General features: G+C 73.4%; 19 protein-coding genes. 11 read left to right on the forward strand and 8 right to left on the reverse strand.

Features of this window, described 5'->3' with window-relative positions:
- The first annotated feature begins 15 nt into the window (after positions 1 to 15).
- Together ACIQWR_RS05855 and ACIQWR_RS05860 are read left to right on the forward strand one after the other, a co-directional pair.
- Positions 16 to 663, forward strand: coding sequence for a DsbA family protein (locus ACIQWR_RS05855; RefSeq protein WP_404005380.1), 648 nt, complete (start codon positions 16 to 18; stop codon positions 661 to 663).
- Positions 664 to 711: 48 nt separating this feature from the next.
- Positions 712 to 1,464, forward strand: coding sequence for a hypothetical protein (locus tag ACIQWR_RS05860; protein ID WP_404005382.1), 753 nt, complete (start codon positions 712 to 714; stop codon positions 1,462 to 1,464).
- A gap of 35 nt (positions 1,465 to 1,499) precedes the next feature.
- Here ACIQWR_RS05860 and ACIQWR_RS05865 read toward each other — a convergent pair whose 3' ends face one another.
- From ACIQWR_RS05865 to ACIQWR_RS05875, 3 genes are all read right to left on the reverse strand, one after another.
- Positions 1,500 to 2,156: a superoxide dismutase gene (locus ACIQWR_RS05865; RefSeq protein WP_399267478.1), complete on the reverse strand. Its 657-nt coding sequence runs from the start codon at positions 2,154 to 2,156 to the stop codon at positions 1,500 to 1,502.
- 176 nt (positions 2,157 to 2,332) lie between these two features.
- Positions 2,333 to 3,754 carry an amino acid permease gene (locus ACIQWR_RS05870; RefSeq protein ID WP_404005383.1) on the reverse strand — a complete coding sequence of 474 codons (1,422 nt, stop codon included), beginning with the start codon at positions 3,752 to 3,754 and terminating at the stop codon, positions 2,333 to 2,335.
- A 137-nt stretch (positions 3,755 to 3,891) separates the two neighbouring features.
- A complete protein-coding gene (locus ACIQWR_RS05875; protein ID WP_404005385.1) occupies positions 3,892 to 5,271 on the reverse strand; it encodes an amino acid permease in 1,380 nt (459 codons plus the stop codon).
- A 245-nt stretch (positions 5,272 to 5,516) separates the two neighbouring features.
- Here ACIQWR_RS05875 and ACIQWR_RS05880 point away from each other — a divergent pair, with 245 nt between their 5' ends.
- Positions 5,517 to 6,110, forward strand: coding sequence for a biotin transporter BioY (locus ACIQWR_RS05880; RefSeq protein ID WP_404005386.1), 594 nt, complete (start codon positions 5,517 to 5,519; stop codon positions 6,108 to 6,110).
- A gap of 97 nt (positions 6,111 to 6,207) precedes the next feature.
- Here the strand turns inward: ACIQWR_RS05880 and ACIQWR_RS05885 are convergent, their stop codons facing one another.
- The gene (locus tag ACIQWR_RS05885; RefSeq protein WP_404005387.1) at positions 6,208 to 7,644 is read right to left on the reverse strand and encodes an amino acid permease; all 1,437 of its coding nucleotides are present in this window, start codon (positions 7,642 to 7,644) and stop codon (positions 6,208 to 6,210) included.
- A gap of 220 nt (positions 7,645 to 7,864) precedes the next feature.
- Here ACIQWR_RS05885 and ACIQWR_RS05890 point away from each other — a divergent pair, with 220 nt between their 5' ends.
- On the forward strand, positions 7,865 to 8,350 hold the full coding sequence (locus ACIQWR_RS05890; protein WP_399267060.1) for a ribose-5-phosphate isomerase: 486 nt from the start codon (positions 7,865 to 7,867) through the stop codon (positions 8,348 to 8,350).
- Positions 8,351 to 8,476: 126 nt separating this feature from the next.
- Complete coding sequence (locus ACIQWR_RS05895) at positions 8,477 to 9,292, forward strand: Fpg/Nei family DNA glycosylase (protein ID WP_404005388.1); 816 nt, start codon at positions 8,477 to 8,479, stop codon at positions 9,290 to 9,292.
- Positions 9,293 to 9,308: 16 nt separating this feature from the next.
- Here ACIQWR_RS05895 and ACIQWR_RS05900 read toward each other — a convergent pair whose 3' ends face one another.
- Positions 9,309 to 10,544, reverse strand: coding sequence for a GNAT family N-acetyltransferase (locus ACIQWR_RS05900; RefSeq protein ID WP_404005390.1), 1,236 nt, complete (start codon positions 10,542 to 10,544; stop codon positions 9,309 to 9,311).
- 132 nt (positions 10,545 to 10,676) lie between these two features.
- Here ACIQWR_RS05900 and ACIQWR_RS05905 point away from each other — a divergent pair, with 132 nt between their 5' ends.
- From ACIQWR_RS05905 to ACIQWR_RS05915, 3 genes are all read left to right on the forward strand, one after another.
- Complete coding sequence (locus ACIQWR_RS05905; protein WP_404005391.1) at positions 10,677 to 11,804, forward strand: PP2C family protein-serine/threonine phosphatase; 1,128 nt, start codon at positions 10,677 to 10,679, stop codon at positions 11,802 to 11,804.
- A gap of 133 nt (positions 11,805 to 11,937) precedes the next feature.
- On the forward strand, positions 11,938 to 12,867 hold the full coding sequence (locus ACIQWR_RS05910; protein WP_404005393.1) for an ABC transporter ATP-binding protein: 930 nt from the start codon (positions 11,938 to 11,940) through the stop codon (positions 12,865 to 12,867).
- Positions 12,867 to 15,305, forward strand: a complete 2,439-nt coding sequence (locus tag ACIQWR_RS05915; protein WP_404005394.1) for an FtsX-like permease family protein — start codon at positions 12,867 to 12,869, stop codon at positions 15,303 to 15,305. Before ACIQWR_RS05910 ends, ACIQWR_RS05915 begins: the two co-directional genes overlap by 1 nt.
- A gap of 37 nt (positions 15,306 to 15,342) precedes the next feature.
- On the opposite strand, the gene ACIQWR_RS05920 is transcribed toward ACIQWR_RS05915, so the two are convergent.
- Together ACIQWR_RS05920 and ACIQWR_RS05925 are read right to left on the reverse strand one after the other, a co-directional pair.
- Positions 15,343 to 15,945, reverse strand: a complete 603-nt coding sequence (locus tag ACIQWR_RS05920; RefSeq protein ID WP_404005773.1) for an AAA family ATPase — start codon at positions 15,943 to 15,945, stop codon at positions 15,343 to 15,345.
- Entirely contained in the window at positions 15,942 to 16,547 is a 606-nt protein-coding gene (locus ACIQWR_RS05925; protein ID WP_404005395.1) for a DUF4232 domain-containing protein, read from the reverse strand. The genes ACIQWR_RS05920 and ACIQWR_RS05925 overlap by 4 nt, the downstream gene beginning before the upstream one ends.
- Before the next feature lie 552 nt (positions 16,548 to 17,099).
- On the opposite strand from ACIQWR_RS05925, the gene ACIQWR_RS05930 reads away from it, so the two are divergent.
- The 3 genes from ACIQWR_RS05930 (at position 17,100) to ACIQWR_RS05940 (ending at position 19,322) form a co-directional block, all read left to right on the forward strand.
- Positions 17,100 to 18,515 carry a pyridoxal phosphate-dependent decarboxylase family protein gene (locus tag ACIQWR_RS05930; RefSeq protein WP_404005396.1) on the forward strand — a complete coding sequence of 472 codons (1,416 nt, stop codon included), beginning with the start codon at positions 17,100 to 17,102 and terminating at the stop codon, positions 18,513 to 18,515.
- The gene (locus tag ACIQWR_RS05935; RefSeq protein WP_404005397.1) at positions 18,512 to 18,994 is read left to right on the forward strand and encodes an HD domain-containing protein; all 483 of its coding nucleotides are present in this window, start codon (positions 18,512 to 18,514) and stop codon (positions 18,992 to 18,994) included. The genes ACIQWR_RS05930 and ACIQWR_RS05935 overlap by 4 nt, the downstream gene beginning before the upstream one ends.
- 133 nt (positions 18,995 to 19,127) lie before the next feature.
- Positions 19,128 to 19,322 carry a hypothetical protein gene (locus ACIQWR_RS05940; RefSeq protein ID WP_354380256.1) on the forward strand — a complete coding sequence of 65 codons (195 nt, stop codon included), beginning with the start codon at positions 19,128 to 19,130 and terminating at the stop codon, positions 19,320 to 19,322.
- A 603-nt stretch (positions 19,323 to 19,925) separates the two neighbouring features.
- Here the strand turns inward: ACIQWR_RS05940 and ACIQWR_RS05945 are convergent.
- Positions 19,926 to 20,180 (reverse strand): hypothetical protein, encoded by a 255-nt coding sequence (locus ACIQWR_RS05945; protein WP_404005399.1) that lies wholly within the window; start codon positions 20,178 to 20,180, stop codon positions 19,926 to 19,928.
- Between the last annotated feature and the right edge of the window lie 69 nt (positions 20,181 to 20,249).

Here is a 20,249-nt window from a genome sequence, read left to right on the forward strand (position 1 = left end):
GTCACGAGGAGAGTCATGCCCGACACCCAGGTGCCCGAGAAGACCCCGGTCGACTTCTGGTTCGACCCGCTCTGCCCCTGGGCCTGGATGACCTCCCGCTGGATGCTGGAGGTCGAGAAGGTCCGCGACATCGAGGTGCGCTGGCACGTCATGAGCCTCGCCGTGCTGAACGAGAACAAGCTCGACGAGCTGCCCGAGCGCTACCGCGACCTGCTCGGCCCGAAGGGTCTGGAGCCGGTCCGCGTGGTCGTCGCGGCCCAGCAGAAGCACGGCAGCGAGGTCACCGGCAAGCTGTACACGGCGCTGGGCACCCGCTTCCACAACGAGGACCAGGGAGCGGGCCGCGAGACCATAGCCGCCGCCCTCGCCGACGTCGGCCTCCCGGCCGAGCTGATCGAGTACGCCGACTCGGACGAGTTCGACGAGATCCTGCGCGCCTCGCACAACAACGGCATAGAGCGGGTCGGCCAGGAGGTCGGCACGCCGGTCATCTCGGTGCCGGGCGCCGACGGCGAGGACGTGGCCTTCTTCGGCCCGGTCGTCACCCCGGCCCCGCGCGGCGAGGCCGCGGCCCGGCTGTGGGACGGCACCCTGCTGGTGGCCTCCACGCCCGGCTTCTTCGAGATCAAGCGGACCCGTACGGTCGGCCCGAACTTCGGCTGATCGCACGGCCGAGTAGCAGCCGCCCGGTTCCTCCCTTACCGTCCCGTTATGGGGACTGGGCAGACCGGGCGGCCGGGTACGGACGCGGTGGTGCTGGGCCGCGACGGGGGCCGGGCGGACCCGCGGCAGCCGAACGGCAACGCGCCCCACGGCAGCCTCCCGGCCCGCCCGCGCGACCGGGTGCTGCGCGCCGCCGCGCTCGCCGTGCCCCCGCTGTGGACCGCGCTCGGGGTCCGGCACGCCGCGGGCACCCTGCGCCATTACCTGCGGGGCGCGGGGCGCCCGTACCGGGTCGACGCGCGGGCGCTGCTGGCCGTGCCCGTCGTACGGGCGGAGGTCGACCGGCGGCTCGCGCAGTGGCGCGCGGACGCCAGGGCCGTGGGCGAGCCGGGGGCGTACGCGGCGGACAGCGGCTGGCGCGGGGTGCTCATCACCCGGCGCGGCAGCGCGGACTGGTGGCTGGCGCTGCGCGGGGCCGAGTACCGGATCAGCGGCACGGTCCGGGTGCACGGGGACGGTTCGGTGGTGAGCGACTACCGCTTCCAGATCCACAAGAGCTGGAACTTCGACCACGGCGAGTCGGAGTTCGGCATCCCCTTCACGCCTTTCGCCCGGCTCCACGAGACGGGCCTGGCGCACGAGTTCACGGTGGTCGGCGAGGTGGACGGGCTGGTGGACGCGGCGGGTCCGTCGGACGTGGCGGGTCCAGCGGACGTGGCGGGTCCGGGGCACGCGGAAGGCCCCCGCGAGTCATGTCCTCGCGAGGGCCCTCCGGTGGAAACGTCCGCAAGTGAAGGTTGAGAAGACGATCACGAGGCGGACGGCTCAGTGGCTGATCAGCCCTTGGCCGGGATCAGCAGCGGGGTGTTCGCCTTGGCGTCGGCGAAGCGCTTGGCCACGTCCTGCCAGTTGACGACCTTCCACATGGCCTCGATGAAGTCCACCTTCTGGTTCTTGTACTGAAGGTAGAAGGCGTGCTCCCAGGCGTCGAAGACCAGGATCGGCACCGAGGCCGCGCCCACGTTGCCCTGGTGGTCGTAGATCTGCTCGACGATCAGGCGGCCGCTGACGGGCTCGTACGCGAGCACGCCCCAGCCGGAGCCCTGCGTCGCGGAGGACGCGAAGGTGAGCTGCTTGCGGAACTTCTCGAACGACCCGAAGGACTCGGCGATGGCGTCCGCGAGGTCGCCGAGGCCGTCCTTCTCGTCCGGGACGCCGCCGCCCTCGTCCGTCTTCGGGTTGGCCATGTTGTGCCAGTAGATGCTGTGCAGGATGTGGCCGGAGAGGTGGAACGCGAGGTTCTTCTCCAGGCCGTTCAGCGCGCCCCAGTTCTCCTTGTCGCGCGCCTCGGCCAGCTGCTCCAGCGTGGTGTTGGCGCCCGTGACGTAGGCGGCGTGGTGCTTGTCGTGGTGCAGCTCGATGATCTGCGGGTTGATCACCGGCTCCAGCGCCGCGTAGTCGTACGGCAGCTCAGGAAGCGTGTAGATGGCCATGCAGGTATCCGGTCCCCTCAGTCTTCTTATTGCAACACTTGCGCAACTGCACGCTAGCAGCATCTATTTCCGCAGGCAGCTAAGGGTTACCTGGCTTGTCGGGACCTCCGGTACGCCGGAGGCCGGGTCCATGCGAACGCATGAACCCGGCCTCGGGGGGATGGCGTGAGGGGTCGTCACCCGGCCGCGCGGGTCGCCGCCGCGCGCTGGCGGACGTATCCGGTGACCGCGAGGGCGACCGTGAGTCCGCCGGTGAACAGGACCTGGACCCGGGTGTCCTCGCCCACGGCCATCAGGACCAGCACCCCGGCCACCCCGGCCAGGGCCACCCAGGTCAGGTAGGGGAAGCCCCACATCCGCACGACGAGCTTCTGCGGATCCTCGCGCTCCATGCGTCGGCGCAGCACGAACTGGGAGACGGCGATGAAGCCCCAGACGATCAGGATCACTCCGCCGACCATGTTCAGCAGCCAGGCGAACAGGGTCTCCGGGTACCAGTAGGACAGCAGCACGGTGACGAAGCCGAAGCCCGAGGAGGCGAGGACCGCGCGACGCGGCACCTGGTGGGTGAGCTTGCCCAGCGCCTTGGGCCCCTGGCCGCGGGAGACCAGGGAGTAGGCCATGCGGGAAGAGCCGTAGATGTTGGCGTTCATCGCGGACAGCAGCGCGATCAGGATGACCACGTTCATCACCTGGCCGGCGGCGGGGATGCCCAGGTGGTCCAGGGTGGCGGCGTACGGGCCCTGCTCGGTGACCGCCGGGTCGTTCCACGGCAGCAGCGTCACGATCACCAGCATCGAGCCGACGTAGACGATCGCGATCCGCCACATGGTGGTCTTCACGGCCTTGGCGACGCCCCGGACCGGGTCCTCGGACTCGGCGGCGGCGATGGTCACCGTCTCCAGGCCGCCGTAGGCGACGACCGAGGCCAGCAGGCCGACGAGCAGTCCGTCCACCCCGTGGGGCAGGAGGCCGCCGTCGTGCAGCAGGTTCGCGGTGCCGGGGGAGGAGGTGCCGGGCAGGACGCCGAGGACGGCGAGCACGCCCAGACCCAGGAAGAGCGCGATGGCGCCGATCTTGAGCGCCGAGAACCAGAACTCGAACTCGCCGAAGTTCGCGACGGCGCCCAGGTTGGAGCCGCAGAACACCGCCATGAAGATCAGCACCCACATCCACGAGGGGGTGCCCGGGAGCCAGCCCGTCACGATGTGCGCCGCGCCGATGGCCTCGATGGCCACGCCGACGCACAGCAGGATCCAGAACATCCAGCCGGCGGTGAAACCGGCCCACGGGCCGATCGCGCGCTCGGCGTGCACCGAGAAGGAGCCGGAGGCGGGGTTCGCGGCGGACATCTCGCCGAGCATCCGCATCACGAACATCACGAGCAGTCCGGACACCGCGTAGGCGAGCACGATCGAGGGCCCGGCGGCGGCGATCCCCGCCCCGGAGCCCACGAAGAGGCCGGCTCCGATGACTCCGCCGAGGGCGATCATCGAGAGGTGGCGCTGCTTGAGGCCGTTGCCGAGGGGGGATCCGGCGGGATCCCCGGGCGTCCGGTCCTCTTGCTGCTCGGGCGGCGTGGCGGTGCGCTGGCTCATGAGGGTGTGCCTGTCCGGTGTGCGGGTGGACGGGGTGAGGTGCACCAGTTTGCCTACTGTCCGGTTATCGGACGTTCCCCGTCCACGATGTGGACGACCCCTTCACCCGAAGTGATCGTCCACCCGCGACCCCGCCATCAGGAGCGGGCGGCCCGCAGCTCGCGCGCACCCGCGACGAGGAGGACGGCGAGGGCGGCGCCGCCCGACCACAGGAGCTGGGGGCGCGCGTCCTCGTCGAAGAGCATGAGGACGAGGACGGCTGCCATGCCGGCGAGTGCGAACCAGGTCAGGTACGGGAAACACCACATCCGCAGGGTGAGCCTGTCCGGCATCTCCCGCTCGATCCGGCGGCGCAGCTTCAGCTGCGAGACGGCGATCAGCGCCCACACGAAGAGCAGCACCGCGCCGACGGCGTTGAGCATGTAGAGGAAGACCGTGTCGGGCCACAGCAGGTTCAGGACGACGGAGACGAAGCCGAAGGTGACCGACGCGAAGACCGCGCGCCGCGGCACCCCGCCCCGCGAGACGGTCAGGAGCGCCTTGGGCGCCTCGCCGCGCTCGGCGAGGGAGAACACCATGCGGGAGGAGCCGTAGAGGTTGGCGTTCAGGGCGGACAGGAGGGCCACGAACACCACGATGTTCATGATCTGTCCGGCGCCGGGGATGCCGATGGAGTCGAGGACGGCGACGTAGGGGCTCTCGCCGGGCTTCATCGAGTCCCAAGGCAGCAGGGTGACGATGACGAGCATGGAGCCGATGTAGAAGAAGAGGATGCGCCACACCGCGCTGCGCACGGCGCGGGCGACCGAGCGGGCCGGGTCGTCGGACTCGGCTGCGGCGATGGTGACGACTTCGAGGCCGCCGAAGGCGAAGACGACGGCGAGCATGCCGGCGATGACTCCGCTGAAGCCGTGGGGTGCGAAGCCGCCCTGGCCGCTCAGGTTGGTCAGGCCGATTGGGTCGGTGTCCGGGAGGAGGCCGAAGATCGCCAGGGTGGACAGGACGAGGAAGAGGACGATCGCGCCGACCTTGAGGGTGGCGAACCAGAACTCGAACTCGCCGAAGTTGCGCACGGCGGCCAGGTTGCTCGCGGTGAAGACCACCATGAAGATCAGCACCCAGGCCCACTGGGCGATCTCCGGCACCCAGCCGTTCGCGATCTTCGCGGCGCCGGTGGCCTCCACGGCCAGGACCACGACCAGCAGGAACCAGTACAGCCAGCCCGCGGAGAATCCGGCCCAACGGCCCAGCGCCCGCTCGGCGTGCACCGAGAACGAACCCGAGGCGGGCATGGCGGCCGACATCTCGCCGAGCATCCGCATCACCAGCATCGCGAGGACGCCCGCGAGCAGGTAGGACACGATGATCGCGGGACCGGCGATGGTGATGCCCGCGCCCGAACCGACGAAGAGCCCGGCGCCGATCACGCCGCCCAGGCCCAGCATGGTCAGATGGCGCTGCTTGAGCCCGTGGCCGAGGGGCTCCTCGGCGAGGTCGGGCAGGGGTGCTTGTGACATTTCCACAGTGTCCCCGAGCGGGCCGGGGCCACGCAAAACGGTTTAGTTCTGGCTAAAAATAGCGGTGACCCAGGTCACTTCGCCTCCTGCGGGAGTGTCGGCGTACGCCCGTCTTTGTGGATTTCCCACCAAGGAGGGGATCACTGCTTTGTCTCTGCGCGACGCTGAAGGGCCGGGGGTCACGGGACTAACGTCACCTTGTCCCCACCGTCCTGCCCCACAGCACCCGAACCCCCGGAGTCCCGATGAGCACCGCCACCGTTTCGACGACCGCCGCCTTCCGGCCCGGTGCCGTCCTCGCCGACCTGCTCCCCGCGAGCCGGGTCCGCGACATCGCGCTCGTCGTCGGCGGGGCCGCGCTGACCGGCCTCGCCGCGCAGATCGCCGTACCGGTCCCCGGCTCGCCGGTCCCGGTCACCGGGCAGACCTTCGCGGCCCTGCTCGTCGCCGCCGCCTTCGGCGCCCGCCGCGGCTTCCTCTCCCTCGCGCTCTACGCCCTGGTCGGCGCGGCCGGGATGCCCTGGTTCGCGAACGGCACCTCGGGTGCGGGCGGCGCCTCCTTCGGCTACGTGCTGGGCATGCTGCTCGCCGCGACCGTCGTCGGGGCGCTCGCCCGCCGCGGCGCCGACCGGTCGGTGGTGCGCACCGCCCTGACGATGGCCGCGGGCTCCGCGGTGATCTACGCCGTGGGCGTCCCGTACCTCGCCCTGTCCACCGGGATGTCCTTCGGCGCGGCCGTCGCCGCGGGCCTGACCCCCTTCCTGATCGGCGACGCGCTCAAGGCCGTCCTCGCCATGGGGCTGCTCCCGGCCTCCTGGAAGCTGGTCGGCCGCGGCTGATCCCCGCACCGGCCCCCGAGAACGCGGCGGCCCCGGACCACTGGGTGGTGGTCCGGGGCCGCCGCGCGCGTATGTAGGGGTGGGATCGTCCGTACGGTCAGGCGCGCGCGGCGTCCTTGCGGCGGACGTAGTCGCGCACCGTGCCGACGATCAGCACCAGGGCGGCGACCAGCAGCGACAGCAGGACCACCTCGCGGTTGCCGTCGTCGTAGAGCATGTAGCCCAGGACGAAGGTGATCATCGCGGCGGTCAGCCAGGTCAGGTACGGGAAGAACCACATCTTCACCGTCAGCTTCTCCGGGGCCTCGCGGAGCAGGATCCCGCGCATCCGCAGCTGGGTGAAGCAGATCGCCAGCCAGACGAAGAGCGCGATGGCGCCGGAGGAGTTGAGGAGGAAGTTGAAGACCGTGTCCTTGAAGGCGTAGTTGAAGTAGACGGCGATGAAGCCGAAGACGACCGAGCCCAGGATCGCGATGACCGGGACGCCGTTCTTGGAGACCTTCGCGAAGACCTTGGGGGCGTCACCGCGCTCGCCCAGCGAGAACGCCATGCGGGAAGCGGTGTAGAGGCCCGAGTTCAGGCAGGACAGCACGGCCGTCAGGACGATCACGTTCATGATCTGGCCCGCGTGCGGGATGCCGATCGAGTCCAGGGCGGCGACGTACGAGCCCTTCTCGGTGATCGACTTGTCGTTCCACGGCAGCAGGGTCAGCACGATGAAGATCGAACCGAGGTAGAAGACGCCGATCCGCCAGATCACCGAGTTGGTGGCCTTGGTGACCGCGCGGCGCGGGTCCTCGGACTCGCCGGCGGCCAGGGTGACGATCTCGCTGCCCATGAAGGAGAAGACGACCATCAGGACACCGGTCAGCACCGACCCGACGCCGTTGGGCATGAAGCCGCCGGCGTCCGTCAGGTGCGCGAAGCCCGCGCCCGGGTTGTCCGAGCCCGGCAGCACGCCGAAGACGGCCAGCAGGCCCACGATCACGAAGCCGCCGATGGCGACGACCTTGATGCCCGCGAACCAGAACTCGAACTCGCCGTACGAGGCGACCGAGCCGAGGTTGGTGACGGTCAGGACGACCATCACGATCAGCGCCCAGGCCCACTGCGGGACGGCCGGGACCCAGCTTTCGAGGATGCTGGCGCCCGCCGTGGCCTCCACGGCCAGCACGACGACCCAGAAGAACCAGTACAGCCAGCCGATCGAGAAGCCGGCCCAGCGGCCGAGCGCCCGGTCGGCGTAGGCGGAGAAGGAGCCGGAGTTCGGGCTGGCCGCGGCCATCTCGCCGAGCATCCGCATCACGAAGACGACCATCGCGCCGACCAGCGCGTAGGAGATCAGGATGGCGGGACCGGCCTTGGCGATGCCGCCGCCGGAGCCGACGAAGAGGCCGGCGCCGATGACGCCGCCAATGGCGATCATGGACAGGTGGCGGTTCTTGAGACCGGCCTTCAGACCGTCGGAGGGCTGGGAGCCATCGGGTTCACCGATGGAGCCGCCTGACTTCTGGAGGGTCGTCGTGGAGCTCATGGACGAATCCTTAGGTTCTCGGGTTGCGAGCCCCGGCATTCAAACCTGAGATGAACGCAGGACGGAAGACCCCAATCCGGATCGTTGCCTATGGACGAAGGTCCGGGACTTCGGTCCTGCGGTGCCCCATCTGCGTTCTTTGGGTTTACTTGAGCTTTAGAAGTGACTTACGCGACACCCCGGAGCAGGTCGCCGGGCCCGCCCGTGCCACACTCGTCCCATGCGCGTGTACCTCGGATCCGACCATGCCGGCTTTGAGCTCAAGAACCACCTGGTGGACTGGCTCAAGAACAACGGCCACGAGCCCGTCGACTGCGGGCCCCACATCTACGACGCGGTGGACGACTACCCGCCGTTCTGCCTGCGCGCCGCGCAGCGGACCGCCGAGGACGCGGACGGCCTCGGCGTCGTGATCGGCGGCTCCGGCAACGGCGAGCAGATCGCCGCGAACAAGGTCAAGGGCGTCCGCGCCATCCTGGCCTGGAGCGTCGAGACCGCGAAGCTCGGCCGTGAGCACAACAACGCCAACGTCATCTCCGTCGGTGGCCGGATGCACACCCAGGACGAGGCCGTCTCCTTCATCGAGGCCTTCCTGGCGACCCCGTACTCGAACGAGGAGCGGCACACCCGCCGCATCGAGATGCTCTCCGCCTACGAGACCACCGGCGAGCTGCCCCCGATCCCGGCGCACCACCCGCAGGGCTGATCCCGCTCCCGGCCGCGCCGCCCACGGGCGGCGCGGCCGGTTTTTCATTTCCGAGCCGGTTCTCCCTTCCGCGCCCGTCCTTCGTTTCCGATCCGAGCCGGTCTTTCGTTTCCGAGGAGTGCCGCCGTGCCCGAGGGGCATACGATCCACCGCCTCGCCCAGGACCACGCCGAGCGCTTCGCCGGCCGGGCCCTGCGCGTCAGCAGCCCCCAGGGCCGCTTCGCCGAGAGCGCGGCCCTGCTGGACGGCCGGGAGCTCGACACCGCCGAGGCCCACGGCAAGCACCTCTTCCTCGGCTTCGACGGCCCCGCCGGGGACTGGGTGCACATCCACCTCGGCCTCTTCGGCAAGTACGGCTTCGGCCCCGTCCCCGCGCCGCCCGCCACCGACACCGTGCGCCTGCGCCTGGTCGGCCGCGAGCAGTACGCCGACCTGCGCGGCCCCACCACCTGCGCGCTGATCACCGGCGCCGAGAAGCGGGCGATACACGAGCGCCTCGGCCCCGACCCGCTGCGCCCCGCCGACGACCCCGACCGGGCCTGGGCGCGGATCTCCCGCTCCCGCACCACGATCGCCGCGCTCCTCATGGACCAGAAGGTCGTGGCCGGCGTCGGCAACGTCTACCGCGCCGAGGTCCTCTTCCGGCACGGCATCGACCCCTACCGGCTCGGCCGGGACCTGACGCGCACCGAATGGGACGCGATCTGGCTCGACCTGGCCGCCCTGATGCGCGAGGGCGTCCGGCTCAACCGCATCGACACCGTCCGCCCGGAGCACACCCCCGAGGCCATGGGCCGCCCGCCGCGCGTGGACGACCACGGCGGCGAGGTCTACGTCTACCGGCGCGCCCACCAGCCCTGCCTGCTCTGCGGGGGCGAGGTCCGCACCGCCGACCTCGCCGCCCGCAACCTCTTCTGGTGCCCGGGCTGCCAGCCCCGCTAGGGCCCGGAAACACGCCCTAGAAGCCGTGCGGCAGCCAGGGGGCCAGGTCCGAGGCGAAGGCACGGGAGGCCTCCGCCAGGGCGCCCGGCCGCAGCTCGGTCACCCGGCCCGCGCCCGCCAGTGACGTCAGCGTGACCCCGCCCAGGTACGCCGAGCCCAGCTCGGCCACCGACAGCGCGAGCTCCGCCGGGTCCCCGGTCCGCGCGCAGGTGGCCCCCTTGGCATCGCCGGTCAGCCGCCAGCGCCCCGCGTTCCAGGGGCAGAAGGCGTCCTCCACCTCCAGGACCACGTCCAGCGGGGTCCCGTACGTCCGGGCCTCCAGCGCGGCCCCGAGGTCCACCAGGCGCACGTGCATCGAGTCGCGGGTGCGCGGCTTCGCCCGGCGCACGTCGCTGACCAGGTGCAGCAGCGGATCGTCCACCGGCCGCTTGTGGGCCCGTACCGTCCAGGTCAGGTCGATCCCGAAGACGTACGCCCACAGGGCCCCGTACGCCGCCGGGTCCAGCGCGTCGAGGTCCTGGACCTCCACCACCCCGGCCGAACCGCTCGGGTCCCAATCCGGGCGCACCCGGTAGCGGGCGTAGCCCACCACCGCGCCGTCCGCCTCCCGCTCCGCCAGCACGCACTTCAGCGGGGAGCGCCCCGAGCGCCCCGACGCCGGATCGAGCAGCGCCTGGCGCTCCCAGCCCGGCTGCCGGGCCGTCATTCCGGGCCGCCGCGGCACCAGCTCCGCGTACACGGCCTCGCACGCGGCCAGCGCCTCCCGCGGATCCACCAGCCGCATCCGCACGCCGTCCGTACCCGGGGGCAGCCGGAGCCCGACCCGGCTCGTGTCGACGTCCAGCGCCAGCGCGTACGTCGCGGTGCCGTAGCCGTACCGCCCGTAGATCGCCGGATCCGACGCCGTCAGCACGGCGACCGGTTCGCCACCCGCACGGATGTCGTCGAGTTGACGGCGCATGAGGGAAGTCAGCAGCCCCCGGCGCCGGTGCGTCGGCGTCACGCCGACCATGGTCACGCCCGCCGCGGGCACCAGCGCCCCGCCGGGCACCGCGACCCGGAAGGTGAAGGCACCGGCCGAGGCCACGCAGGTCCCGCCGTCCCACACCCCCAACGAGCGCTCGATCTCGGTCAGTGACCTGTACAGTTCACGCTCTTCCTCCGCTTCCGGCACACCGCCGAACGCCAGCTCCAGGTGGTCGTACCAGCCGTCCCATTCTTCGGGTCGCAATACCCGTGTCTCATGAGCCATAGGGCCATGCCTACCAGGGCGATCCATCCCGGTCGACCCGATTTGGTCCTGAAATCAGCGTGCGGTCGGGGGGTACCCCTGCGCGCTCACAGTCAGGATGGATAGGGTCCCGAAGCAATGGGCGGAGCACGGATGGAGACCCTGACGGCACGGCTGCGGAAGAGTTCGCACCGGGTCCGCACGGCCCTGCGCAAATCGGCCGTCGACTACTTCCGGGGCGACGCCTCGGACTGGCTCGCCTTCGGCGGCCTGATCCTGACCGTCCCCGCCATCACCTGGGGCACCCTGCTCCTGCCCGTCTGGTTCTCCCCGTCGGCCCTCGTCCTGCCCATCGTCGCGGGCGGCCTGCTGCTGCGCCCCGCCAGCCTGCTCGCCCTCTACGCCGCCTCCGCGAGCGCGCTGATCGTCGAGGCCCTGGTCCTCGGCCCCTACACCGAAGGGCCCGCCCGGGTCACCCCCGGCACCATCCTCGTCGTCGCCGCCTGCGGGTTCTTCGGCCTGGTCATCGCCCAGTTCCGCAGCCGCGTCGGCGTGCCCTGGAGACGCGGCGGCACCATGCTCTTCGACCTGCGCGAACGCATCCGGGTCCAGAGCAAGCTGCCCGACCTGCCGCGCGGCTGGCACCGCGAGATGGCCCTGCGCCCGGCGGGCGGCCAGTCCTTCTCCGGCGACTTCGTCGTGGCGGCCCGGACCAACGGCGGCCGCACCCTCGAAGTCGTCCTCACCGACGTCTCCGGCAAGGGCATGGACGCGGGCTCCCGCGCCCTGCTCCTCTCCGGCGCCTTCGGCGGACTGCTCGGCTCGCTCCCGCCGCCCGATTTCCTGCCCGCCGCCAACGGCTACCTGCTGCGCCAGGACTGGGACGAGGGCTTCGCCACCTCCATCCACCTCGTCCTCGACCTGGAGACCGGGGACTACGACCTGTTCTCGGCCGGTCACCTGCCCGCCCTCCAACTGTCCGCGGGCACCGGCCGCTGGCAGGAGAGGAGCGGCGAGGGCCCGCTCCTCGGCGTCTACGACGGGGCCGACTTCGTGGCCGCCCGCGGCAACCTCCGGCGCGGCGACGTCCTGATGCTCTTCACCGACGGGCTCGTCGAGACCGCCGACCGGGACATCAGCGAGGGCATCGACCGGCTCACCGGCGAAGCCGACCGCTACGTCGCCTCCGGATGGGAGGGCGCGACCTGGCACCTGATCGAAAAGGTCGCCAAGGACGTCAACGACGACCGCGCCCTGCTGCTGATCCGACGCTCCGTCTGACCTCGGTGGTGGGGGCCCAGTGGTGGGGTTTGCCCCACCCCCGACCGGCCCGTTCCCACCATGGCCGGGGCCCCCGCCCCCTCCGTAGCGTCGAGGTCACGAGCACGACGGCAGACGCGGAAGGCGGCACATCATGGGGTTCGGGCGCGGCAAGCGGCAACGGGAACGGGAGCTGCGCGGCAGTGGGCACGCCGGGCGCGGCGGAAACGACGGGTGGGACCTGTCCGACGCGGGCCCCGGCCCCGGCCCCGGGCCGCACGCCGTCACCCGAACCGCCGCCGCCGTCCAGCTGAGCGACGTACGCCGGTCCTACGGGCGCGGCGCGACCGCCGTCCAGGCCCTGCGCGGCATCGACCTCACGCTCCCGCGCGGCAGCTTCACCGCCGTGATGGGCCCCTCCGGCTCCGGCAAGTCCACCTTCCTGCAGTGCGCCGCCGGACTGGACCAGCCCAGCTCCGGCTCCGTCCGCCTCGGCGGCACCGAGATCACCGGCATGAACGAGAACCAGCTCACCGAGCTGCGCCGCAGCCGCCTCGGCTTCATCTTCCAGGCCTTCAACCTGCTGCCCTCGCTCACCGTCGAGCAGAACGTCCTGCTCCCGCTGCGCCTCGCGGGCGGCCGGGCCGCGGCCGGCGGCGCCGCCCGCGCCGCCGCCCTCCTCGCCCAGGTCGGCCTGGAGGGCAAGGGCCACCGCCGCCCCGGTGAACTCTCCGGCGGCCAGCAGCAGCGCGTGGCCATCGCCCGGGCCCTGGTCACTCGCCCCGACGTGATCTTCGCCGACGAGCCCACCGGCGCCCTGGACACCACCACCGCGGCCGAGGTGCTCGCCCTGCTCCGGGGCGCGGTGGACAGCCTCGGCGCGACCGTGGTCATGGTCACCCACGACCCGGCCGCCGCCGCCCACGCCGACCAGGTCCTCTTCCTCGCCGACGGCCTGCTGGCGGACCGGCTGCCGCGCAGCCCCGCCCCGGTCATCGCCGCCCGGATGGCCGCGCTCACCGGCCGCGGGGCCGCCCCCGCCGCCCCCGCCGCCGTCGACGCATACGCGGGAGCAGCTGCCTGATGTTCCGACCGTCCCGGCCCAACGGCCTCGCGCGGGCCGCGGTGCGCGCCCGCCCCGCCGCCTTCGTGGGCACCTTCCTCGCCCTCCTGATGACCGTCGCCATCGTCTCCGCCTGCGGCATCCTGCTGGAGACCGGCCTGCGCGCCGCGGTCCCGCCCACCCGGTACGCCGGCGCCCCCGTCGTCATCGCCGCCGACCAGCAGGTCCGCATGACCGCCGGGCGCGGCGAGGACGCCGAGCAGCTCGCGGTCCCGGTCCCGGAACTGGCCCGGGTGGACGCCGCGCTGCTGGCCGAGCTCGCGCCGCTGGGGCGGGCCGTGCCCGACGTGTCCTTCCCCGTACGGTCCGACGCCGGCCCGGTGACCGCGTCCGGCTGGGGCTCCGCGGCCTTCACCGGCACCCGGCTCGGCACCGGCCGCGCCCCCGGCCCCGGCGAGGTCGTCCTCGGCGGCCCGGCCGCCGGCGGCGCCGAGCGGGTCACCCTCGACACCCCGGCGGGGAAGCGGGAATTCCGGGTGTCCGGACGTACGGACGCCCCCGGCGTCTGGTTCGCCGACGACCAGGCCCGCGCCCTCTCCGGCCACCCCGGGGCCCTGGACGCCATCGCACTCCTCCCCGCGCCCGGCGCCGACCCCGCGGCCGTGGCCGAGCGGGCCCGCGCCGCCGTCGGCGACCGGGCCCACGTCCTGACCGGCGACGACCGCGTCCTGGACGCCCGCCTCGCCGGCGCCAAGGAACTGCTGATCGCCCTCGGCGCCTCCTTCGGCGGCACCGCGACCATGGTCGCCGTCTTCACCGCCGCCGCGGCCATCGCGCTCTGCGTCGGCCAACGCTCCCGCGAGTACGCCCTGCTGCGCGCCGTCGGAGCCACCCCGCGCCAGATCCGCCGCTCCGTCGCCACCGAGGCGCTCCTCGTCGCCCCGCTCGCCGGCGTCCTGGGCTGCCTGCCCGGCATCGCACTGGCGCACTGGTGGTTCGGACAGCTCAAGGACAAGGGCGCGATCCCGGCCCCCGTCGAGCTCGCCGTCTCCTGGATCCCGCTGGTCAGCGCCATCGGCACCGGCCTCGTCGCCGCCCTCCTCGCCGGCTGGGCCGCCGCCCGCCGCCCCGCCCGGATCCGGCCCGGCGCGGCCCTCGCCGAAGCGGCGGTGGAACGCCTGCGCCCCGGCTGGATCCGCACCGCGCTCGGCATCGCCGCCGTGGCGGGCGGATTCACCTGCGCGGGGCTGGCCTCCGGCGGCTCCGTGAGCGCCGCGGCCGCCGCCGGACCCGGCGTCGTCATGCTCTTCATGCTCGCCGTGGCCCTGCTCGGACCGCTGATCGCCCGCGGCTGCGCCACGGTCCTCGGCCTCCCGCTGCGCGCCACCGGCCCGGCCGGCGCCCTCGCCGCCGCCAACGCCCGCACCAACGCCCGCAGGCTGGCCTCCGCCCTCACGCCCATCGTGCTGGCCGTCGCCTTCTCCTCCACCCTGGTCTTCCTCCAGACCACGGCGGACCGGGCCACCGGCCACCAACAGGCCGCGGGCCTGCTGGCCGACCACATCGTCAGCGCACCGCCCGGATCCGGGCTCCCCTCCGACGCCGCGGCCCGCGCGGCCGCCCTCCCCGGCGTCAGCGCGGCCGTCCCCGTCAGCCGCACCTCCGTCCTCGTGCCCGTCGGCTCCGGCAGCGGCGCCCAACTGCGCAGCGCCTCCGCCCAGATCACCGGCGGCGACCTCACCCCCGTACAGGACCTCGGCGTGCGCGCGGGCTCCCTCGGCGCGCTCCGCGCCGGCACCGTCGCCGTCGACCGGGGCCTCGCCGAGGCCGTCGGGGTGCGCCTGGGCGGCCGGATGGAGCTGCGGCTGCCCGACGGCGTCCGGGCCGCCCCCGAGGTCGTCGCGGTCTACGAACGCGGCCTCGGCTTCGGCGAGGTCACCCTCCCCGCCGCCGACCTCGCCGCGCACCGCACCGCGCCCGCCGCCACCGAACTCCTCGTCCGCGGCGCCTCGCCCGGCCTCGCGGACCTCGGCGGCGCGCTCACCGACAAGAGCGGCTGGGCCACCGCCCAGGACACGGACCGGCAGCTGAACGCCTGGGCCAACACCGTCATGGCGGCCGTGCTCGGCGGCTTCGCGGCCCTCGCCGCCGCCAACACCCTCGCCATGACCGTCCTGGACCGGCGCCGCGAGCTGACCCTGCTGCGCCTCGTCGGCTCCACCCGCCGCCAGGTGCTCCGCATGATCCGCTGGGAGGCCCTGCTGGTCGCTGGCGCGGGCCTGGCCCTCGGCTCCGCCATCGCCGCCGCCACCCTGATCCCGATGACGAAGGCCCTCACCGGCGAGGCGCCCTACGTCCCGCCGCTGGTCTACGGCTCCTTCGCCGCCGGAGCCCTCCTCCTCACCCTCCTGGCCACCGCCCTCCCGGCCCGCCACGCCCTGCGACGCGCGGCGGTCTAGGAAGGAGGCCTAGGAAGGACGGCCCAGGAAGGACGGCCTAGTCGAAGCGGATGTGGCGCACGCCGACCAGCGTGCGCCGCAGCCGTGCGCGCAGCGGGCCGTCGGTGTTCGGGGTCAGCGCCAGGCCCGCGCGCGCGGCGATCCGGTCCGCGACCCCGGACACCGGCAGCCGGTCCGTCCACAGGTGCTCCGCGAACTCCGGTGCGCGCAGGGCCTCCAGGGCGCCGTCGAGGCGCGCGACGGCGAAGCTCTCGTGCTTCAACCCGCGGCCGAGACCGCGTTCGCGCAGCCGCCGCAGGACCGTCGCGCGGTCGGCCAGGAGGGCGAAGTGCCGTACGTCGTGGCCGCGTTCGCGCAGCAGCCCGACCGTCTCCGCGAAGTAGCGCGGCTCGGTGACGGTCATCGGGACCAGCACCGTCCCCGGATGCCGGTTCGCGGCCAGGTCCAGCACCTCGAAGACGCCCCGGCGCCAGGCGGGCAGGTCCTGGAAGTCCCCGCGGAGCGCGGGCGGCAGCGTGCGGTGCAGCCCGAAGCCGATGTGCTCGGGATCGCACAGCACGCTGCCGGGCAGCCGGCGCAGCAGTTCGTGCGCCGTCTGCGTCTTCCCGCCGCCGAAGGGGCCGTTCAGCCAGACGATCACGGCGCGGTCCGCGTGTCCTGCCACGGGCCGATGCCGAGCTTCCCGGTGGTCCCGAGGTCGAGGGGCTCCACGAGCTTCAGCCGGATCGCGGGGGCGCCCGGACGCGGCACCACCTCGATGTAGCGGCCGTCGACCGCGGTCCCGTCCGTGACCGTGTTCCGCCAGAGCAGCGAGAAGCTCGCGGCCTCCCCGGGCAGCAGGACCACCGGCTGCGGGGGCCGGTCCATGCCGGGCGCGCCGGTGGTGATCCCGCCGGAACCGTGCACCACCGACACCTCCGCCCGCCGGGCGTCCGCGTCGAGCACCCGAACCTCCGGGTAGCCCTCCAAGCGGTACGGCTCGGCAGCACAATTGACCAGCCGCAGCCGCCCGACCCGCAACCCCATCGCCGCGTCGCCCTGCCCCTCGACGATCCGTACGCCGCCCTCGGGACACACCTCATCGGCAGCCCCCGCCCGCGGCGGTCGCCCGGTCGCCCCGGGCGCAGCCGCCGGAGGCGGCGGGGTGTCACACCCGACGAGCACCCCCGCCAGCACGGCAGAAACGACGACCCCCCACCACGCCCGCCCCGAACCCGACTTCCCCACCAAGCTCCCCGTCATCCCGCGACCCTACGCCGCCCCACCCCGCCCGCCATCGGGTCACACCCACGCCAATCCAGCCCCACCGCCATTCGAGGCGCCCCCGGAGGGCCCACGAGCTAGCCATCCGGGTCACACCCGCGCCAATCCAGCCTCGCCCGGGGCCCCTCCCAGCGGCAGCTGGGGGAGCTTGAGGCCCTCTGGCGGGCGTACGAGCCGAGCCCCGCCCCGACGGCCGCCCTCGGCCGGGTCACACCCGCGCCAATCCAGCCCCACCGCCGTTCGAGGCGCCCCCGGGAGGGCACACGGGCCGCGCCCCCCCCCCCCCCGGGCCCCCCCCCCCCCCCCCCCCCCCCCCCCCCCCCCCCCGGCGCCCCCCCCCCCCCGCCCGCCCCCCCCCCCCCCGCCCCCCCCCCCCCCCCCCCCCCCCCCCCCCCCCCCGGGGCGGGCCCCCCCCCCGGAGGGCAGACAGGCCGCGCCTGCCCCCCCCGGCCCCCACCCCGCGGGAAGCGACCGACCACTTGACGGCGATTGGCCCGGTGCCCCCACCGCCGACCGACCTAGCGTGCCCCCATGGACCCCACCCTCGCCGCCGACCTGGCCGACCTCCCCGCCCTGCTCGCCGCCACCCACCGCGCAGCCGCCGCCACCCTGGCCACCCTGGCCGAGCGCCCCGTCGTACCGCCGCCCGCGGCGCCCCCGCACCCCGCCACCGCCACCGGCACCGAAACCGCCACCCCCCTCCCCGACCTCGGCACCGGCCTGGCCGACACCCTCACCGCCTTCCAGGAACACTGGGCCCCCCGCTTCTCCGCCTCCGCCGGCCCCCGCTACCTCGGCTTCGTCACCGGCGGCGCGACCCCCGCCGCCCTGGCCGGGGACTGGCTGACCGCCGCCCACGACCAGAACTCCAACTCCGCCCTGGACCCCGCCGGCCAGGACCTGGAGCGCGAGACCACCGCCTGGCTGCGCGACCTCTTCGGCCTCACCGACGCCCACACCGGCACCTTCGTCAGCGGCGCCACCATGTCCAACACCACCGGCCTCGCCATCGCCCGCGAATGGCTCGGCGAGCGCGCCGGAGTCTCCCCGGCCGAGGACGGCGCCGCCGCCCTCGGCCCCGTCCGGGTCCTCTCCGGCGCCCCGCACTCCTCCATCGCCAAGGCCCTCGCCGTCCTCGGCCTCGGCCGCGCGGCCCTGGTGAGCGTGCCGACCCTGCCCGGCCGCGAAGCCGTGGACCCGGCCGCCCTGGAGCGCGCCCTCGCCGACGCCCCCGGGCCCTGCGTGGTCGTCGCCAACGCCGGCACCGTCAACACCGTCGACTTCGACGACCTCCGCGCCGTCGCCGCGCTGCGCGAACGCCACGACTTCTGGCTCCACACCGACGCCGCGTTCGGCGCCTTCGCCGCCCTCTCGCCGGAGCACGCCCACCTCACGGACGGGCTCGACGCCGCGGACTCCGTCACCGTCGACCTCCACAAGTGGCTCAACGTCCCGTACGACAGCGCCGTCCTGTTCACCCGCCGCCGCGACCTCCAGGCCCGCGTCTTCCAGAACGCCGCCGCCTACCTCGGCCCGCTCGGCGACCAGCCCGACCTCGTCCACCTCACCCCCGAGAACTCCCACCGACTGCGGGCCCTGGCAGCGTGGTTCACGCTGCGCGCGTACGGTCGCCAGGGCCACCGGGAGATCGTCGAACGGGACATCTCCTGCGCCCGGGAGCTGGGCGCGCGGCTCGACGCCGACCCGGTCTTCACCCTGCTCGCACCGGTCCGGCTGAACGTCGTCTGCTTCACCCTGGCCACCGACCCCACCCCGGCCCGCCTGACCGCCCTGCGGGAGGCCGCGAACGGCGAAGTCTTCGTCACCCCCACCGTCTACGCGGGAACCCCCGCCCTGCGCGCCGCGTTCTCCAACTGGCGCACCACGTCCGCCGACGTGCACCGGGCCGCCCGGGCCCTGCGCCGCGCCGCCGAAGGAACCGCATGACCGACGACCACCCCGCACCGTCACCGTCCACGCCCCCGTCCACGCCCCTCACCCTGGCCGAGGTCGAGGCCCTGGCCCGCGCGGCGCACGAGGGCCAGACCGACAAGGCCGGCCGCCCCTACGCCGAGCACCTCGCCGCCGTCGCGGAGGGCGTCCGGGCCCGCGGCGGCAGCGCGGAGCAGCAGGCGGCGGCCTGGCTGCACGACGCGGTCGAGGACGACGCCCTGAGCCGCGAGTGGTTGGACCGCGCCGCCCTCCCGCAGTCCGTGAAGGACATGGTCCTGGCGGTCACCAAGCGATCGGGGGAGCCGGTCGAGGAGTACACCGCGCGCATCCTGGCGACCCCGGGAGCGCTGCTCGTCAAGGAGGCGGACCTTGCCCACAACGCGGACCCCGACCGACTGTCCGTACTGGACGGGGCGACCAGGCTGCGTTTGACCGCCAAATATGCCCGCGTCCGGTCCCTGCTCGGGCTCTGAAACCGGCCCGGTTGGCAGAAAGGGTCGTCACCGGGCGGATAGGCGGGGCCCGTTGGTGGCACGATGTTCCTGGGGACGCGCGTGGCCGCGCGGCCCCGGGCCGACCAGGGGACGACCGAAGGTGTGATCAGTAGTGGCCATTTCGCTGTCAGTGGTGGTTCTGTTGGCGGTCATCCTGGTGGTGCTGATCCGCGGCAACCACATCAAGGCGGGCCCCGCGATCGTGGCCGCCCTCTTCGGGTTCTTCCTGGCGTCCAGCTCCATCGCGCCCGACGTGAACCGCTTCCTCAACTCCCTCGCGGACACGATCGCCGGCATCAAGCTCTAGATCCGGCGCGCAGACGCGGTTCGGCCGCGGTGGCAGCGCCCCACGCCGGCACTGCGCCTGCGGGCAGGCGTCGTTCCGCCGGTGCAGCCGCCGCAGTTCTCGCAGGGCCGCCACGGGGAAGGGATGAGCACCCCACGCGCTCCGGTACCCTGCCTCGCCGTGGGCCCGCAGCACCTCCTCGGCGGCCTCCACCACCGCGTGGCCGAGCTCGCCGCGGGACCGTGTGGTGCTCCACACGAGGGTGCCCGCGTCGTCGGGTGCGTCCCAGCTCGTGGTCATGTCCGGGAACTGGCGGACGTCGACGGACACGTCCGCACCGTGGCGCCGCAGCCGCCACCGCGCTTCGGCCGGTTCGAGGTCGAAGGAGATCCGCTGGACGCCCGTGGCCCCGTAGAGCCCGACCACCGCGAGCAAGGTGTCGGCCAGGGCGTCCGTGAGGTAACCGACAACACCCGTCCACTCCGCAGCACCATCGGAAACCCGACAGACGGCCCACCCCGCCCCGGCCAACTCCCAGCCGAACCGGAGACGGCCCGTCACCCCCGTGCCTCCCCGCCCGCCCGGGCGCGGTAGCTCGACGCGTCCACCACGGCGAGGTCCAGCTCACTCATCGCCACCCCCGGGCACCTCCGCGCGGGGATCGACGGCCGGCGGCGGGACTTCCTGCCAGTCGGTGACGGGCTTGGTGCGGAACATGCCCCGGTAGACCTCCCGGGTCAGCACTACGGCCCCCTCGCCGTACTCGTGCAGTTCCTCGAAGGCCTCCTCCGCGGACTCGAAGACGAACTTCCGCCCCTTGGCGTTGCGGATGATCCATTCCCTGTCGCGACCGACGGCGAGTGCCATACCCGAGCTCATGCGATGTCCCCCTGGAAGACGAACGCTGATCGTACTGGTCAGCACCCCCACGCCCCGGCGAATATCCAG

Source organism: Streptomyces sp. NPDC098789 (assembly GCF_044759975.1).
In the GTDB taxonomy this organism is placed as follows: Bacteria; Actinomycetota; Actinomycetes; order Streptomycetales; family Streptomycetaceae; genus Streptomyces.